Source organism: Enterobacter sp. EC_50 (assembly GCF_019584525.1).
Classification (GTDB): Bacteria; Pseudomonadota; Gammaproteobacteria; order Enterobacterales; family Enterobacteriaceae; genus Enterobacter; species Enterobacter roggenkampii.
The window spans coordinates 65,380-82,779 of record NZ_VDAF01000014.1 but is presented as its reverse complement, the minus strand read 5'-3'; the positions used below and the strand labels follow the sequence as shown (position 1 = coordinate 82,779).

The following is a 17,400-nucleotide window of genomic DNA, read 5'->3' as shown; positions in this document are numbered from 1 at the left end:
CAGACTTACTCATCTTCATCGTGGGCAGATTGTTCTTTAACAATGCGGACCATATCAACGCGATAGTCGTTGGCTTCGACAATGGTAATGTGCAGCGGCGGCAGCTCAATCACATCGCCGACGCGCGGGATCTGCCCGTTCACGGCGATAACCAGACCGGCAACGGTCGCGATGTCTTCTTCATCGTTGACCACGTTTTCCAGCCCCAGCGTGTGCGAGAGCGCGTGCAGGTCGGTCGTACCTTTAACCAGCCAGCCTTCGCCGTCGGCAACAATTTCCGGCGTTTCGTCTTCATCCGGGAATTCACCGGCAATCGCTTCCAGCACGTCCAGCGGCGTCACCAGCCCCTGCACCACGCCAAACTCGTTGGTGACGATAACAAAGCTACCGCGCGCGCGGCGCAGCACACCGAGCAGGTTGATCGGATCCAGCGTTTCCGGCACCACAATCGCAGGCGATGCGGCAGCAACGGCTTCGACGTTAACGCCTTCTTCCAGAGCGACCAGCATCTCTTTTGCCCTGACCACGCCGATGATCTCATCCAGCTCGCCGCGACACACCGGGAACAGGCTGTGCGGTGAAGAGAGCAGCTGCTGGCGAATTTCATCCACGCTCAGGTTAGCATCGACCCAGCTGATCTCCCCGCGTGGCGTCATGATGCCGCGCAGCGAACGGGAGGCCAGAGAGAGCACGCCGTTAATCATGTAGCGTTCCTGTTCCACAAACGCCCCTTCCGGCACCGGAACCGGGTTGTGGTTTTCGGAATCAGACTGAACGTTCACCTGACGACGACCGCCCATCAAACGCAGAATGGCATCCGCGGTACGGGCGCGCAGCGGCTGATTTGACTGCTGCTTAATAAAGTTACGACGCGCAATCTGGTTGAACAGCTCGATCAGGATCGAGAAGCCAATCGCAGCGTACAGGTAGCCTTTCGGAATATGGAAGCCAAAGCCTTCCGCCACCAGGCTCAGACCAATCATCAGCAGGAAGCTCAGACACAGCACCACCACCGTCGGATGCTGGTTCACGAAACGCGTCAGCGGTTTCGACGCCAGCAGCATGACCGCCATCGCAATAACCACAGCCGCCATCATGACCGGCAGGTGGTTCACCATGCCGACCGCCGTGATCACCGCATCCAGCGAGAAGACCGCATCCAGCACCACGATCTGCAGCACCACCACCCAGAAGCTGGCATACCCTTTACCGTGACCATCATCGTGCTGCCGGTTTTCCAGCCGCTCATGGAGCTCTGTCGTCGCTTTAAAGAGCAGGAATATCCCCCCGATCAGCATGATCAAATCACGGCCGGAGAAGGTGTAATCCATGACGGAGAACAACGGTTTGGTCAGCGTGACCATCCACGAGATAACGGAGAGCAGACCCAGTCGCATGACCAGCGCCAGCGAGAGACCAATCAGACGCGCTTTATCACGCTGTTTTGGCGGCAGCTTGTCCGCAAGGATGGCGATAAACACCAGGTTATCGATGCCGAGAACAATCTCCAGCACCACCAGCGTGAGCAATCCTACCCAGATTGACGGGTCCATTAAGAATTCCATGACAAGCTCCTGCTAAAGGAATGACGAAACGGTGCCCCACTCAACGTGGGCAAAACAGAGGCAGACAGAGTCGATACGTGGCGAGGATCGCCGGTGAAAAAGGCGCGAAATGGCCTGAAAGATGACTGACGTCGGTGACGGTCCATATAGTGGGCTGTAGCCCTATACTCCTGAACAATTAAACGGAGGCTAAACATATCAGACACAATGCATTTTTAGCAAAGATTTACGTTCCTTTGCAAAGATCTGTAACACAGTGGCTGTACCCTTAAGATAATTCTGTCGCGCGTGGCTAAATTACGGATCTTCATCACATAAATTATTTTTTCACTATCTAAAATAATTCGCGGAAGTCTTAGTTTTTTGAACTCTAACCCTTATCTGAATCGATTCGGTTCGCCAATACGATTCTCAGTACGACTGCCCGGCAGGCGTATTAATGATAATAAAAGGAGGTAGCAAGTGACCATTGCTATTGTCATAGGCACACATGGTTGGGCTGCTGAGCAGCTACTCAAAACGGCAGAGATGCTGTTGGGCGAGCAGGAAAACGTCGGCTGGATCGATTTCGTTCCCGGAGAAAACGCCGAGACGCTGATTGAGAAGTACAACGCTCAACTCGCGAAGCTGGATACCAGCAAGGGCGTGCTGTTTCTCGTTGATACATGGGGCGGCAGCCCGTTCAATGCTGCCAGCCGCATTGTCGTCGATAAAGAGCACTATGAAGTTGTCGCCGGGGTCAATATCCCCATGCTGGTGGAAACCTTCATGGCGCGCGACGACAATCCGTCTTTCGACGAGCTGGTGGCCCTGGCCGTTGAAACGGGCCGTGAAGGGGTGAAAGCCCTGAAAGCACAGCCGGTGGAAAAACCTGCCCCTGCGCCCGCAGCGGCACCGAAAGCGGCAGCGCCTGCAAAACCGATGGGTCCGAATGATTACATGGTGATTGGCCTTGCGCGTATTGATGACCGCCTCATCCACGGTCAGGTTGCCACGCGCTGGACCAAAGAGACCAACGTTCAACGCATTATCGTGGTCAGCGACGAAGTGGCCGCCGACACCGTTCGTAAAACCCTTCTGACACAGGTTGCTCCGCCTGGCGTTACCGCGCACGTCGTGGATGTCGCCAAGATGATCCGCGTTTACAACAACCCGAAATATGCGGGCGAACGCGTAATGCTCCTGTTCACTAACCCGACAGACGTTGAGCGCATTGTTGAAGGCGGCGTGAAAATCACCTCCGTTAACATTGGTGGTATGGCCTTCCGTCAGGGCAAAACGCAGGTCAACAACGCCATTTCAGTTGATGCGAAAGATATCGAGGCATTCAACAAGCTGAATGCGCGCGGTATTGAGCTGGAAGCCCGTAAGGTTTCCACGGATCAAAAACTGAAAATGATGGATTTGATCGGCAAAGTTGGGAAATAAGCCCGCGCCGGTTCTCACATAAAGTTTATGTAATAGGAGAAGTGCAATGGAGATTACCACTCTTCAGATTGTACTGGTGTTCGTCGTCGCATGTATTGCGGGTATGGAATCCGTACTTGATGAATTTCAGTTCCACCGCCCTCTGGTGGCCTGTACGCTGATTGGGGCCGTTCTGGGTGACATGAAAACCGGTATCATCATCGGTGGTACCCTGGAAATGATCGCCCTGGGCTGGATGAACATCGGTGCGGCAGTTGCGCCTGATGCCGCGCTGGCCTCTATCATTTCGACCGTTCTGGTTATTGCCGGTCACCAGAGTATTGGTGCAGGTATCGCCCTGGCGATCCCACTGGCAGCCGCAGGCCAGGTTCTGACCATCATTGTTCGTACTATCACCGTAGCCTTCCAGCATGCAGCGGATAAGGCCGCCGAAAACGGCAACCTCACGGCACTGTCGTGGATCCACGTTTCTTCCCTGTTCCTGCAGGCGATGCGTATCGCGATCCCGGCTGTTATCGTTGCGATCTCCGTCGGTACCAGTGAAGTCCAGAGCATGCTGAACGCCATTCCTGAAGTGGTCACCGGCGGTCTGAACATCGCGGGCGGCATGATCGTGGTCGTTGGTTATGCGATGGTCATCAACATGATGCGCGCAGGCTACCTGATGCCGTTCTTCTACCTCGGCTTCGTGACCGCGGCATTCACCAACTTCAACCTGGTTGCACTGGGTGTGATTGGTGCGGTAATGGCGATTCTCTACATCCAGCTCAGCCCGAAATATAACCGCGTCGCGGGTGCCCCAGCGCAGGCTGCTGGTAACAACGATCTCGATAACGAACTGGACTAACAGGTGAGCGACATGGTTGATATGACAAAAACTACCACCGAGAAAAAACTCACTCCGGGTGATATTCGTGGCGTGTTCATCCGTTCTAACCTGTTTCAGGGTTCATGGAACTTCGAACGTATGCAGGCGCTGGGTTTCTGCTTCTCCATGGTTCCGGCGATCAAACGCCTGTATCCGGAAAACAACGAAGCGCGCCGTCAGGCCATCAAGCGTCACCTGGAATTCTTTAACACCCATCCTTACGTTGCGGCGCCCGTTCTGGGCGTAACGCTGGCGATGGAAGAGCAGCGTGCGAACGGCGCAGAGATTGACGACGGTGCCATCAACGGTATCAAAGTCGGTCTGATGGGCCCGCTGGCTGGCGTCGGTGACCCTATCTTCTGGGGTACCGTGCGTCCGGTCTTCGCGGCACTGGGTGCCGGTATCGCGATGAGCGGCAGCCTGCTTGGCCCGTTGCTGTTCTTCATCCTGTTCAACGCCGTGCGTCTGCTGACCCGTTACTACGGCGTGGCCTACGGCTACCGTAAAGGGGTGGACATCGTTAAGGACATGGGCGGCGGCTTCCTGCAGAAACTGACCGAGGGGGCGTCAATCCTCGGCCTGTTTGTCATGGGGGCACTGGTTAACAAGTGGACGCACGTGAACATCCCGCTGGTGGTATCGACCATCACCGGACAGGATGGTCAGACTCGCGTCACCACCGTGCAGACGATTCTGGACCAGCTGATGCCGGGCCTGGTCCCGCTGCTGTTGACCTTCGCCTGTATGTGGCTGCTGCGTAAGAAAGTGAACCCGCTGTGGATTATCGTTGGCTTCTTCGTCATCGGTATCGCGGGTTACGCCGTCGGCCTGCTGGGTCTGTAAGTATCAATGCTATAGGCCGGGGGCTTGCCCCCGGTTTTTTTTATCTGGAGGATGAATGACTGCCACGGACATCGTACTGGTTTTATTTATTATTGCCCTTCTGGCTTATGCGATCTATGACGAGTTCATCATGCCGCGCCGTCACGGCGAGACGCTGCTCTCCCTTCCCCTGCTACGACGCGGGCGCGTGGATGCCTTTATCTTCGTGGGCCTCATCGCCATTCTTATTTACAATAACGTCACCAGCCATGGTGCATTATTAACCACATGGTTATTATGTGCGCTGGCATTAATGGCGATTTATCTGTTCTGGATCCGCACGCCGAAAATCATTTTTAAATCCCACGGATTCTTCTTCGCCAATGTATGGATAGAATATAACCGTATTAAAGAGATGAATTTATCCGAGGACGGCGTGCTGGTGATGCAATTAGAACAACGCCGCCTGCTTATTCGGGTGAAGAATATTGATGACCTGGAAAAGATATACAAGTTACTTATTAAAACTCAATGAGTTAGCTATATAGCAATGGCTATAACTTGTGTTTATTTTGCGCAAGCAATATAGCCAAAGCTATATCCCCACCGTTAATTTTATCTCTATTTGTTAACGATATTTTCACGCTTAAAGACAAATGAAAATCGTTATCAACAAACGATTTAAATAATGCCTCTTCATTGTTGTTTTATATTCTCAAAATATGTTAAGGTTGCGCCCGTCGTTGGGGAGTAGCCGATTTCCTGTTCGCAGGAAATGTACGTGTCAACATACTCGTTGAAAAACGTGGCACGTACGGATCGCTTACCGCATGTCTTATGTGCGTTGCGATCAGGCGAGACCATAGATACATCAACTGCTGTTTACTGGGGGCAGTGATGTGTCATATGGATATCCCCGGTCTGGACGCTGTTATGAATATCTCCGCTACGATCCTTCTCGCTTTTGGCATGTCCATGGACGCATTCGCTGCTTCCATCGGAAAAGGCGCCACGCTCCACAAACCTAAATTCTCAGAAGCTCTGCGTACCGGCCTGATTTTTGGCGCTATCGAAACGCTGACCCCGCTTCTCGGCTGGGGACTTGGCATGCTCGCCAGCCAGTTCGTGCTGGAGTGGAACCACTGGATTGCCTTCGTCCTGCTGGTGTTTCTCGGTGGCCGAATGGTCATTGAAGGTTTTCGCGGCGGCGATGATGAAGACGAGGAGCCGCAGCACCGCCACGGCTTCTGGCTGCTGGTCACCACGGCCATTGCCACCAGCCTTGATGCGATGGCCGTCGGCGTCGGTCTGGCATTTTTGCAGGTCAATATTATCGCCACCGCGCTGGCTATTGGCTGTGCAACCCTGATTATGTCCACGCTGGGCATGATGGTCGGACGGTTTATCGGCCCGCTGCTGGGTAAACGCGCCGAGATCCTCGGGGGGATTGTGCTGATTGGCATTGGCGCCCAGATCCTCTGGGCACACTTCGCCGGTTAATCTTCGCGCTGCCAGACGTGGATGCTGAAGTCCGTCTGGCAGCGAAATGTTGAGTGTGCCGCTAACGTTTCCCATACCTCAGGTTTTGCCCGCCACGCGAACGGCGTCATCTGCAATAACGCGACGGCCTCTTCCCCTTTCAGCATCATTTCGTACGCCACCGATTCCGCCTGCTTCAGGGTAAAACCGGCCAGCTGTTCAGAATGAGGGGCATGGAGACGCACTTCGTCGTAGATCAGCCCTTTCAGCTCCATCAGATGACGCGGACCTGGCGTCACGGTGACCACCCATCCGCCCGGTTTCACGACGCGCGCCAGCTCCTCCGCCTTACACGGCGCGTAGATGCGGATAACCGCGTCCATGCTGGCATCGTCAAACGGCAGCCGGTGGCTGGACGCCACGCAGAACGTCACGTTGGTATAACGTTTTGCCGCCGCGCGAATGGCCACTTTCGACACGTCCAGACCGAATGTCTGTGCGCCCTTCTCACGAGCAACCTCCGCAAACCGTGCGGTGTAGTATCCTTCCCCACAGCCGATATCGAGCATGGCGGTGGCGGAAGCAGGCAGAATGTCATTCAGCCTCTGCGCGACGGTCTCCCGCAGCGGCAGATAGTGCCCGGCATCGAGAAACGCGCGGCGCGCCCGCATCATCTCTGCACTGTCGCCAGGATCGCGCGAGCGCTTATGCTGCACCGGCAGAAGATTCACGTAGCCTTCTTTTGCCTGGTCAAACTGATGCCCCTGCGGACAGGTATAACGTTTATCTGAGTACGTCAGGGGGGCGTGGCAAAGGGGACAGCTGAAGGACATGGCTACTCCGGAGCATAATCAAAGGGCGAAGTGTACCGCTATTCGCCCCTGTTATAAACGCCCGGTTAGCGCATGACGATAAGGTGATCGGACCCCGCCGGTAATCCGTCAGGTTTGATATTCTCCAGACGCAGCACGTTACCCATAATCTCGCTGAAGACAGGCGCGGAGACGGCACCGCCGTAGTAGGCCCCGTTTTGCGGATCGTTAATCACCACCACCAGCGCAAAACGCGGATTGCTGGCAGGCGCAACGCCTGCGGTGTAGGCGACGTATTTATCGACATATTTCCCGCTATCGTCAATTTTCTTCGCCGTGCCGGTTTTCACCGCCACCCGGTAATCACGCACGGCAGCCTTAACGCCCCCGCCGCCCGGCAGCGCAACGCTCTCCATCATGTGCTCCACTTCGTGCGCAATCTCTTCCGGCATGACGCGGTGCCCGATAACGGGGGGATCGATGCGGGTGATGGAGAGAGGACGCTCAAGCCCGAACCCGCCAATCGTGGCGTAGACGTGGGCCAGCTGGAGCGGCGTGACCATCAGCCCGTAGCCGAAGGCAAAGGTCGCGCGATCGAGCTGGCTCCAGTATTTACGCTGTGGCAACAGCCCTGAACTTTCCCCCGTTAAGCCAAGCCCCGTATTGGTGCCAAAACCAAAGTTTCGATAGGTATCAATAAGGTGCTGAACGGGCATCGCCAGAGAAAGCCGGGACACGCCGGTATCGCTCGATTTTTGCAGGATCCCGGTCATCGTCAGCTCAGGGTAATAGCCCACGTCGCGAATGCGATGCCCGTCAAGGGTATACGGATGGGTGTCAATCACGCTGTCCGGCTGGACCAGGCCCTGCTGCAGGGCCGTCATCAGCACCAGCGGCTTGACGGTCGAACCGGGTTCGAACGTATCGCTGATCGCGCGGTTGCGGAAATCATTTATCGTCGCGCCTTCCCGATTATTGGGATTGAAATCCGGATAGCTCGCCATCGCGAGTATTTCCCCGGTTGGGATATTAATTAATACCGATGCCCCCGACTCGGCCTTGTTCCAGGCCACAGCATTGTCGAGCGCATCTTCGGTGATGGTTTGCAGCCGCTCGTCAATACTTAACTGAATGTTATGCGCCGGTGAGGGCGCGATTTCAGTCAGGTTTTCAACCACGCGCCCGTAGCGATCTTCCCTCACCTGACGCACGCCCGGCTTGCCGGTGAGTTGGGCGTTGAAGCTCTTTTCCACACCTTCAATGCCCTGCCCGTCAATATTGGTGAAACCAATCAGGTTCGCTGCCACATGACCGGCAGGATAAAAACGGCGGGACTCGTCGCGTAAATTGATGCCGGGCAGATTCAGTTTATCGATCCACTTTGCCTGTGCCGGATCAACCTGGCGGGCAAGGTAAATAAAACGACCCTGCGGGTTGGCGTTGATGCGTGCCGAGAGCGTGCCGAGGGAGAGATGCAGCGCGCTGGCCAGCGCCTGCCAGCGCTCATCAAGGCTGACGCCCCCTTTTGCCAGCACCGTCTTAGGATCGGCCCAGACGGCCTGGACAGGCACGCTCACCGCCAGAGGGCGGCCCTCGCGATCCATTATCATGCCGCGCGGCGCATCAATCGCCAGCTGGCGGAGGGATCGCATATCTTCCTGCTTCACCAGATTGTCAGGCTTAATGATTTGCAGCCAGGCAACGCGACCCAGCAGAAAAGCCAGACTACAAAAAATAGCTAAACAGAGCAGCACAAAACGCGCCGGCGTGAAATTTCCGACGGTCGCTATCGATTTCTTCTTCACCTGAACCCCAGGACTGTAAAACAACGCACTGATTTAACGGGAAAAGATGGGTTTAGGGTGGCAAAACAGTGCTACTAACCTCGCAGCTTTGCAACAAGTTACTAACAAGACCGTGGATGGTAATATTTTGAAAGATAAGGGACATAAAAAAGCCCCGCGACAGGCGAGGCTTTATGTCTGAGAGTGAAGTGCAGGGCACTTCAGTCAGCAGCGGTTCGATCAGATAGCAGTTACGTTAACTGCAGCTGGGCCTTTCTGGCCGTCCTGAATTTCGAACTCAACGTTCTGGCCTTCAGCCAGAGTTTTGAAGCCGTTACCCTGGATTGCAGAGAAGTGTACGAACACGTCTTTGCTGCCGTCAGCAGGAGTAATGAAACCAAAACCTTTAGACTCGTTGAACCACTTAACTTGACCTTTAATCTTTGCCATTTTGCAAAATTCCTTAGAGTGTTTTCTTAGCCCGCAGGCATTAACTGAGATAAAACTGAGACATTACTGCATGAGGCACTAATATAAGGTTCGGCAGAGAAGCGGTATTCAACGACAACGTGTTTACTCAGGACTTCTTTACTGAAAATGCCACACATAAACAGAACTGTACCTCGTTTGACCCAAAACGTGTTATCACACACTATGTTTAATATGGCAAGCCATTTTTAAACATGTCTCGATCCGCCGCACAAATTCGAACAGTGCCTGTCAGGTTTTGCACAATTATGCGCATCGCGTACAGACAGCCCTGCTGCGTAACAAAGACCCAGCATTGCTTGCACAACCGCTGTAATCTAAGACTTTTTTAACATAGCTCATTCATTACGAACCGTCCAGCAACCAGGAAAAGAAATCTTTCGTCCTGATTGAGTTAGAACAATTTGTGAAAAGTTATGCTTAAATCATTGTAACGCGACCAAATTGTTTCAGAGAAAAAACACTGTTAATAACCCGCTTCCATCTGTATTAAAATGCACCAGCGAATAAACAGCGTTATGCACCAAAATAATGAAATTTTTATGACTCTGCATCAAAAGAAGGCAAGCAAAACGTTTCGATAAAAATAAAACATTCCCAGGCGCGTTTACATCAAGAATATATGCAACAATTTATCGCTTCGTTTAGAAGGATAAATATTCACCAATTTTCAGTATCCTGAAAGAATGATTAACTGGTGCTAAATTATCGAGCGCGTCAGTTAACTCCTGCACAGGTTCATCTAAAGCTTCATCTGCCAGTTCAAACACGCCCCAGTGAATGGGAAACGCCAGAGGGCAACCCAACTGCTGCCACAATGCCACCGCTGATTGCGGATCCATATGATGAACAGCCATGAACCATCGTGGGGCATAGGCACCAATCGGCAACGCGGCGGCATCTATCTGGCCCAGGCGTTCAGGAATCAACAACAGCTCAGGCGAATAGCCGGTATCACCGCTGAACCAGAAACGGTGATGCCGTCCTTCCATCACCCAGCCGCACCATAAGGAACGATTGCGGTTCCATGGCGTGCGCATGCTCCAGTGCTGTGCCGGCACGGCGGTCAGCGTCATCCCCTGCCAGGTGAAACTCTGCCACCAGTCGAGTTCGACCACGCGTTTTGCTCCCCGGCGACGAAACCAGTCGGCCAGGCCCAACGGAACGAAACAACAGACGTCGGGAAAGCGCTTGAGGATTCTGCGAATGGTTGCGTCATCAAGATGATCGTAATGATTATGGGAGATGACAACCGCATCAAGCTGATGAAGTTGCTCGACAGACAGTACGGGAGGCGTTTTGCGCTGGGGTCCCAGGAAAGGCAGCGGAGAAGCACGTCGTGAAAACACCGGATCGGTAAGGATGATATTGCCGTCCAGCTGCAGCAACACACTCGCGTGTCCGAGCCACCACACCCCATCTTCATGAGATGTCGCAAGCTCAACCGGTTGCCACCACTGGCGGATGAAATCGTCATAACCCAGCGCGGGCGGCTTCGGTAAACCGGCCTCTTTGCGCGCTTTACGCCAACGGTCAAGGTCACCGGGTTGATGTCCGACAGGAAGGGTATTACGAAAACCGTTCGGGGTATGATGTTTCAGGGAGGGGTCATACCAGGGATTTTTCCAGACCACAGCCACCTCCCAGGACTAAAAAGATTAACGCTCAGCCACCAGGCGGATAAAGCCGTCTTCGTCTTTGTTATCTTCAGCGACCGCGTCTTTCGGCGCGTCTTTCTCTTCCGGTTCGTTAGCCTCGCAAAGACGGCGTAGCAATGCATTCTGGCGTTTTTGCTGATCGAGCAGCGCTTCCAGCAGTTCGATCTGCTCATTTGTACGCGAACTGGCCCGATTCACGAAAAACCAGATGACCAGCCCCACAAGCAGAACCACCAAAGAAATCATCAGGGATGCCATATTCAGCAACCCTGAATTCAGTAACTCACCCATTTCACCACCTCAATAAAAACGTCTATTTTACCACTGGCGTGAAGGAAGGAAATCACGTTGAGAAAAAATGTGTATTACCACGGAATAAATTTGTTGATTGCGCAAACGCCGCTAAAAAACTGTACATCCTGATCGCACATCACATTGATCGTCTGCGTCCATAACACCACGCACGCTATCAGTACGATAATCAGAATTACCCAGCGTATTTTTTTCACTCCACACTCCGTCTAAGGACCTGATGTAACGAGATTATCACGCTTATCTTAAACAAGGGCTAACTGCGCCTCCATCGCGGTTTTTAAGAATGCTGCACTTGTTTCATTGCGTAAACACGTTACGCTAGCATTACGATAACAACGATAAAAGAGGTAATAATGCGATTCATCATTCGAACAATTATTGCACTGGCCCTTGTCTGGATTGGCCTTCTGTTAACGGGCTATGGTGTGCTTGTGGGGAGCACAGAAAACGCAGCCGGGTTAGGCATTCAGTGTAAATACCTAACCGCACAAGGAATGAGCACCGCCCAGTATCTGCATACTGACAGCGGGATCATTGGCTTAACCCAATGTCCTGTACTGCGTAAAACCTCCGTCGTGATTGATAACGGCTAATCAGCCAGGTTCATGAGGCATAAAAAACGCCGCATCAGATGCGGCGTTTTTTCATTTCAGCAGGGATTAAAACGGGTAGTCGTGATAGCCCATCTGTTCAGAAATTTTACGTGCGGCAGTGTGCAGAATAGTCACATACTCATGCAGACGCTCTTCGGAGAAGCGTAAGGTTGGGAAAGAGATACTTAAGCCCGCAATCACCACGCCAAAGCGGTCAAATACCGGGACGCCGATACAGCGCAGCCCCTCTTCCTGCTCTTCGTTATCTTCGCCATACCCTTGCTCGCGCACGCGGTCGAGCACCGTCAGCAGCGCTTCCGTACTGGTAATGGTTCGTTCCGTGCTGCGCTTGTATTCCACGCCTTCAAGGATCTGCTCCACTTCCTCGCGATCGCGCCACGCCAGCAGAACCTTACCAATCGCGGTACTGTAGAGCGGGTTGCGGCGCCCAATGCGCGAATACATGCGCAGATTGTACATGGAGTCGATTTTATGGATGTAAACGATGCTGTCTTCATCCAGCGCACCGAGATGAATGGTCTCTTTGGTCAGGCGAGAGATTTCACGCATCTGAATGTCCGCGCTGCGGATCAGGTCAACATTTTGTAGCGCACGCGCACCTAATTCAAACAGCTTCAGCGTCAGAGAATATTTTTCAGATTCGCCTTCCTGCGCAACGTAACCCAATGACTTCATGGTTTGCAAAAAGCGATAAACGGTGCTTTTTGACATCATCACGCGCTGTGACAGCTCTGTAATACCTATTTCACGCTCTTCTCCAAGCGCCTGTAAGATGCCAAACACCTTCAGCACGGAAGAAACAGAATCTGGTTGTTTATCCAAATCCGCAATAGCCATTTACCACCTCATAGCGAGTGTTTTATAAAAATCAGAACTGGTTTTTATTATAAGTTCCCGTCATGTCAGCTGCAATCAATCCGCGTTTACTTCGTTACAAATCTGCGACATATCGCGGCTGTAACAATGCTAAAATAGTTACCCTGAGAATAATTTCACGCTGAGCTTTTTACTCCTGATGGAAAAGAATCTTTCCGATGGCCTGCCATTACCCCAGCGGTATGGCGCAATAGCGACCATCATTATCGGTATCTCTATGGCCGTCCTTGACGGCGCGATTGCGAACGTTGCCCTGCCAACCATCGCCAGCGACCTGCATGCCTCACCCGCCAGTTCGATTTGGATTGTTAACGCCTACCAGATTGCGATTGTGGTTTCACTGCTCTCGTTCTCTTTCCTGGGCGATATGTTCGGCTATCGCCGGGTGTATCAGTGTGGCCTGGTGGTTTTCACGTTTACCTCCCTGTTCTGCGCCCTTTCAGATTCACTGCATACCCTGACGCTTGCGCGTATCGCGCAGGGTTTTGGCGGCGCGGCGTTGATGAGCGTAAACACGGCGCTGATCCGCTTGATTTATCCCCAGCGCCATCTGGGGCGCGGGATGGGGATAAACTCGTTTATTGTGGCCGTCTCTTCAGCCGCCGGGCCAACCATTGCGGCGGCGATCCTTTCCGTCGCGTCATGGCAATGGCTGTTCGCCATTAACGTGCCGCTGGGTATCCTCGCCATCATCTTTGCCCTGCGCTTTCTTCCCGCTAACGGTCCCAAAATCAGCATGCCGCGCTTCGACGTGACGAGTGCGGTGATGAATGCCCTGACCTTCGGCCTGCTGATTACGGCGCTGAGCGGCTTTGCGCAGGGACAATCGCTGATGCTTACCGGCGCGGAGCTCATCGCCCTGCTGGCGATCGGCTTCTTCTTTGTTCGCCGCCAGCTCACCCTCCCCGCGCCTTTGCTGCCCGTTGATCTGCTGCGAATTCCCCTCTTTTCGCTCTCCATTTGCACGTCCGTCTGCTCGTTCTGCGCCCAGATGCTGGCTCTGGTCTCTCTGCCCTTCTTTCTGCAGAGCGTGGTAGGCCGGTCAGAAGTGGAGACCGGACTGCTGCTCACCCCCTGGCCGCTGGCGACCATGGTGATGGCCCCGCTGGCAGGTTACTTAATTGAACGCGTTCATGCAGGTTTACTCGGGGCGCTGGGGCTGGCGGTGATGGCGACAGGCCTTTTCGCACTGGCATTGCTGCCCTCGTCGCCTTCCGATCTGGACATTATCTGGCGCATGATCCTCTGCGGCGCGGGGTTTGGGCTGTTCCAGTCCCCCAATAACCACACCATTATCACCTCAGCGCCGCGCCATCGTAGCGGAGGGGCCAGCGGCATGTTGGGAACCGCGCGTCTGCTTGGGCAAAGCACCGGTGCAGCGCTGGTCGCCCTGATGTTTAACCTCGCAGGCCAGAACGGCAACCATGTTGCCCTCCTCACCGCCGGTGTACTTGCCACCCTCGCGGCTATCGTCAGCGGCCTGCGGGTGACCCAGCCCAGGGTTCAGGCATAAAAAAAACCGGGCGGAGTGTTCTCCTGCCCGGCTTATTGTGTTTTGTTGCGTTACTTCAGGTATTCCCCACTGCGCAGCGCTTCAATACGTTTATCCAGCGGCGGGTGAGACATAAACAGCTCGCTCAGCGATTTGGATTTACCGTTAATGCAGAAGGCCATCATGCTGTTCGCTTCCTGCGGCTCGTAGGAGGTTTTCAGACGCTGCAGCGCGGCAATCATCTTCTCGCGACCAACCAGCTTCGCAGAGCCGGCATCCGCGTGGAATTCACGGTGACGGGAGAACCACATGGTGATGATGCTCGCCAGAATACCGAATACCAGTTCCAGAACCATCGACACAGCAAAATAGATCAGCGGGTTGCCGTTGCTCTCTTCGCCTTCGTCACGGTTGCCGCCCATGAAGCCCGCGGCAATCTGCGCCAGAATACGGGAGATAAAGATCACGAAGGTGTTTACCACGCCCTGAATCAGGGTCATGGTCACCATGTCACCGTTAGCGATATGGCTGATTTCGTGGGCGATAACCGCTTCGGCTTCGTCACGGCTCATGTTCTGCAGCAGTCCGGTGCTGACAGCAACCAGTGACGCATCGCGACGGGCCCCCGTGGCGAACGCGTTGATATCCGGAGCATGGTAAATGGCCACCTGCGGCATGGCGATCCCGGCCTGACGGGACTGCTGAGCCACCGTATTCATCAGCCACTGTTCCATATCGTTACGGGGTTGCTCAATGACCTCACCCCCTACCGATTTCAATGCCATCCACTTCGACATCAGCAGGGAGATGAACGAGCCACCAAAACCAAACAGCAGCGCCATAATCAACAGACCCTGAACGCTGCTCGACTGAATTCCTGTCAGGCTTAGCACGAGCCCGAAAACCACCATCACCGCCAGGTTGGTGAGCAGGAAGAGCGCGATTCGCATCATAATTTTCTTTTTACCTCAGTTTAACAAAACGCACTATGCGATTACCCACATCGTATGGGTATTGCGGCTATTTTCAAGCATCCGGCGGGCGTAAGTCACCAGAAAGACACAACTTTACACAATTGAAAATCTGGCTGACGGAAGGATGAAGAACAAAAAGAAACAGGCACAATCTCTTGTGCCTGTTGGGAGGTTATTTTGCCGGAGCGGGCTGTACGGCAGGTTTCTCTTTTTCCTGATTCGCCAGGTCGAGAGCGATATGCACCGTCTCGTCGAGATACGGATCCGGCTCCTGATAATCTTTTGGCAGATCGTCCAGTTTCTTGAGCAGAGGTTTACCTTCACGCTTGAAGCGATCGTTGATACGCGCCAGGCGGGTTGCATCGTCTTCGTTGTTCTCTTTTTCACGCTGAGCGTAGTTCAGAGAAACGATATTCCGCTTATCTTTCAGGGCATTGAATCGGGCAATATCCTTCAGGATGTACTGGAACTCCGGATCTTTCGCGATGCGGTCGTTATGCGCCTTCAGCAGCTCAGGGCCAAATTGCGTCATATCACCCGCTTTCACGTAGGTCGCGGCATTGATGCTGTCCCACGGCAACGCGTTATCTTCAAACTTCTCGCCGGTTTCCGTCTCCTGGGTGCCTGTCGGCATGATGATATCCGGCGTGACACCCTTACGCTGCGTACTGCCGCCGTTTACGCGGTAGAATTTCTGAATGGTGTACTGAACCGAGCCCAGTGCAGGCCATTCCGGACGCAGCATTTGATCGTAAATCCGATTCAGAGAGCGGTACTGCTGAACGGTGCCTTTACCGAAGGTTGGCTCACCGACGATCAGCGCGCGGCCATAGTCCTGCATGGCTGCGGCAAAGATCTCAGACGCGGAAGCGCTGAAGCGGTCAACGAGAACAACCAGCGGGCCTTTGTAGTAGACCACACCGTCATTGTCCGCATCTTCGCGCACTTTACCGTTGTTATCGCGCACCTGAACCACCGGGCCAGATGGGATGAACAGGCCAGAGAGTGAAACCGCTTCCGTCAGCGCCCCGCCGCCGTTACTGCGCAGGTCGATGATGATGCTGCTGACGTTCTGCTTTTCAAGTTTCTGCAGCTGAACTTTCACATCGTCAGTCAACCCGACGTAGAAGCCAGGAATATCCAGGACACCCACCTTCTCTTTACCCACGGTTTTCACCGACATTTTCACCGCGCGATCTTCCAGACGGATACGCTCACGGGTCAGGGTAACGATACGGGTTTTGGTGCCTTTTCCGGCTGGCAGAATTTCCAGACGAACCTTGCTGCCCTTCGGACCTTTGATCAGCGCAACCACGTCATCAAGACGCCAGCCGATCACATCGACCATGTTCTGGCCGGTTTGTCCCACACCCACAATGCGATCGCCTACGCTAATGGCTTTGCTTTTGGATGCCGGGCCACCCGCGACCATCGAATTGATCACCGTATAATCATCGTCCATCTGCAGCACCGCGCCGATACCTTCCAGAGACAGGCTCATTTCGGTATTAAACTGCTCGGTGTTGCGAGGTGAGAGATAGTTGGTGTGCGGATCGATTTCGTGCGCAAAGGCCGTCATGGCCAGTGAGAAAACATCCTCACTGTTGGTCTGTGCCAGGCGACGAATGGCAAATTTGTAACGACGCGTCAGCGTGTCACGGATCTCTTTTTCGTCTTTGCCGGTGAGCTTAAGGCTCAGCTCGTCGTATTTCACTTTGCCGTCCCACAGCGCATTCAGCTCGGCTTCATCTTTTGGCCAGGGCGCTTTGCTGCGGTCCAGATTGAAGGTGTCGTTGCCGGTGAAGTCCATCGGACGTTCCAGCACTTTCAGCGCGTACTGATAGCGTTCGAAGCGGCGCTTTTGCGACAGGTTGTAGAGATCGTAGAAGAGATCCAGCTTGCCTGAACGCAACTCGTCACCCACCTCGGATTTCCGCTTAGCGAACTGCTCGACATCGCTGGCGAGCAAAACGTTATGGCTGTAATCCAGCAAGTTCAGATAGCGGTCAAAGATTTTGGCCGAAAAGGCCTGATCGAGATCGAACTGACGATAGTGCGAACGGGTGAAACGTGAGGTCACGCGCTCGCTCACCGTCGCGTGCTGCGTCTCTTCCTTGAGTACCGGAATTTGATCAACACGCGTGATATCGTCCACTGCAAAGGCGTGACCTGTTATAGCAAACAGGCCCGCCAGCGCGGTGAGCTTAAAAAAAGTGTTCATGCC

18 protein-coding genes, 1 pseudogene and 1 riboswitch are annotated in these 17,400 nt (G+C 53.8%); of the genes and pseudogenes, 7 read left to right on the top strand and 12 right to left on the bottom strand.

All coding sequences use genetic code 11. The features are described 5' to 3' along the window. Positions 1-5: 5 nt before the first annotated feature. Both yoaE and FHC48_RS23815 read right to left on the bottom strand, forming a co-directional pair. A complete protein-coding gene (yoaE, locus tag FHC48_RS13325; protein ID WP_008500492.1) occupies positions 6-1,565 on the bottom strand; it encodes a CNNM family cation transport protein YoaE in 1,560 nt (519 codons plus the stop codon). Then, positions 1,553-1,711 (bottom strand): protein YoaL, encoded by a 159-nt coding sequence (locus FHC48_RS23815; RefSeq protein ID WP_371258203.1) that lies wholly within the window; start codon positions 1,709-1,711, stop codon positions 1,553-1,555. Before FHC48_RS23815 ends, yoaE begins: the two co-directional genes overlap by 13 nt. Positions 1,712-2,027: 316 nt before the next feature. Here FHC48_RS23815 and manX point away from each other — a divergent pair, with 316 nt between their 5' ends. The 5 genes from manX (at position 2,028) to mntP (ending at position 6,183) form a co-directional block, all read left to right on the top strand. After that, entirely contained in the window at positions 2,028-2,993 is a 966-nt protein-coding gene (gene manX, locus FHC48_RS13320) for a PTS mannose transporter subunit IIAB (protein ID WP_008500491.1), read from the top strand. A 46-nt stretch (positions 2,994-3,039) separates the two neighbouring features. Further along, entirely contained in the window at positions 3,040-3,840 is an 801-nt protein-coding gene (manY, locus tag FHC48_RS13315; protein WP_008500490.1) for a PTS mannose transporter subunit IIC, read from the top strand. A 12-nt stretch (positions 3,841-3,852) separates the two neighbouring features. Further along, positions 3,853-4,704, top strand: a complete 852-nt coding sequence (locus tag FHC48_RS13310) for a PTS mannose transporter subunit IID (RefSeq protein ID WP_006810994.1) — start codon at positions 3,853-3,855, stop codon at positions 4,702-4,704. Between the two features lie 55 nt (positions 4,705-4,759). Further along, a complete protein-coding gene (locus tag FHC48_RS13305; protein ID WP_059362540.1) occupies positions 4,760-5,218 on the top strand; it encodes a DUF986 family protein in 459 nt (152 codons plus the stop codon). 198 nt (positions 5,219-5,416) lie between these two features. After that, positions 5,417-5,606, top strand: a riboswitch (yybP-ykoY riboswitch). Positions 5,607-5,616: 10 nt separating this feature from the next. After that, complete coding sequence (mntP, locus tag FHC48_RS13300; RefSeq protein WP_023293941.1) at positions 5,617-6,183, top strand: manganese efflux pump MntP; 567 nt, start codon at positions 5,617-5,619, stop codon at positions 6,181-6,183. Here the strand turns inward: mntP and rlmA are convergent. The 7 genes and pseudogenes from rlmA to mgrB form a co-directional block, all read right to left on the bottom strand. Then, the gene (gene rlmA / locus FHC48_RS13295; RefSeq protein ID WP_023344410.1) at positions 6,180-6,995 is read right to left on the bottom strand and encodes a 23S rRNA (guanine(745)-N(1))-methyltransferase; all 816 of its coding nucleotides are present in this window, start codon (positions 6,993-6,995) and stop codon (positions 6,180-6,182) included. The two genes, mntP and rlmA, sit on opposite strands and share 4 nt — an antisense overlap. A 65-nt stretch (positions 6,996-7,060) precedes the next feature. Next, positions 7,061-8,779: a peptidoglycan glycosyltransferase FtsI gene (gene ftsI, locus FHC48_RS13290; protein ID WP_023293943.1), complete on the bottom strand. Its 1,719-nt coding sequence runs from the start codon at positions 8,777-8,779 to the stop codon at positions 7,061-7,063. A 219-nt stretch (positions 8,780-8,998) separates the two neighbouring features. Beyond that, complete coding sequence (cspE, locus tag FHC48_RS13285; RefSeq protein ID WP_001062678.1) at positions 8,999-9,208, bottom strand: transcription antiterminator/RNA stability regulator CspE; 210 nt, start codon at positions 9,206-9,208, stop codon at positions 8,999-9,001. 13 nt (positions 9,209-9,221) lie between these two features. Next, positions 9,222-9,366 (bottom strand): annotated as a pseudogene (locus tag FHC48_RS13280) (DUF2627 domain-containing protein). Positions 9,367-9,891: 525 nt separating this feature from the next. Beyond that, positions 9,892-10,881 (bottom strand): MBL fold metallo-hydrolase, encoded by a 990-nt coding sequence (locus FHC48_RS13275; RefSeq protein WP_072253791.1) that lies wholly within the window; start codon positions 10,879-10,881, stop codon positions 9,892-9,894. Positions 10,882-10,905: 24 nt separating this feature from the next. After that, entirely contained in the window at positions 10,906-11,196 is a 291-nt protein-coding gene (locus FHC48_RS13270) for a YebO family protein (RefSeq protein WP_220420536.1), read from the bottom strand. Positions 11,197-11,270: 74 nt separating this feature from the next. After that, complete coding sequence (gene mgrB / locus FHC48_RS13265) at positions 11,271-11,414, bottom strand: PhoP/PhoQ regulator MgrB (RefSeq protein ID WP_006175995.1); 144 nt, start codon at positions 11,412-11,414, stop codon at positions 11,271-11,273. Positions 11,415-11,573: 159 nt separating this feature from the next. On the opposite strand from mgrB, the gene FHC48_RS13260 reads away from it, so the two are divergent. Next, positions 11,574-11,813 carry a YobH family protein gene (locus tag FHC48_RS13260; RefSeq protein WP_008500483.1) on the top strand — a complete coding sequence of 80 codons (240 nt, stop codon included), beginning with the start codon at positions 11,574-11,576 and terminating at the stop codon, positions 11,811-11,813. A 66-nt stretch (positions 11,814-11,879) separates the two neighbouring features. On the opposite strand, the gene kdgR is transcribed toward FHC48_RS13260, so the two are convergent. Continuing rightward, entirely contained in the window at positions 11,880-12,671 is a 792-nt protein-coding gene (gene kdgR / locus FHC48_RS13255; RefSeq protein ID WP_008500482.1) for a DNA-binding transcriptional regulator KdgR, read from the bottom strand. 178 nt (positions 12,672-12,849) lie between these two features. Here kdgR and FHC48_RS13250 point away from each other — a divergent pair, with 178 nt between their 5' ends. After that, positions 12,850-14,223 carry an MFS transporter gene (locus FHC48_RS13250; RefSeq protein ID WP_055321134.1) on the top strand — a complete coding sequence of 458 codons (1,374 nt, stop codon included), beginning with the start codon at positions 12,850-12,852 and terminating at the stop codon, positions 14,221-14,223. Between the two features lie 50 nt (positions 14,224-14,273). Here the strand turns inward: FHC48_RS13250 and htpX are convergent, their stop codons facing one another. Both htpX and prc read right to left on the bottom strand, forming a co-directional pair. Further along, positions 14,274-15,155, bottom strand: coding sequence for a protease HtpX (htpX, locus tag FHC48_RS13245; protein WP_014884290.1), 882 nt, complete (start codon positions 15,153-15,155; stop codon positions 14,274-14,276). A gap of 193 nt (positions 15,156-15,348) precedes the next feature. After that, positions 15,349-17,397, bottom strand: a complete 2,049-nt coding sequence (gene prc / locus FHC48_RS13240) for a carboxy terminal-processing peptidase (RefSeq protein WP_008500478.1) — start codon at positions 17,395-17,397, stop codon at positions 15,349-15,351. Positions 17,398-17,400 lie beyond the last annotated feature (3 nt).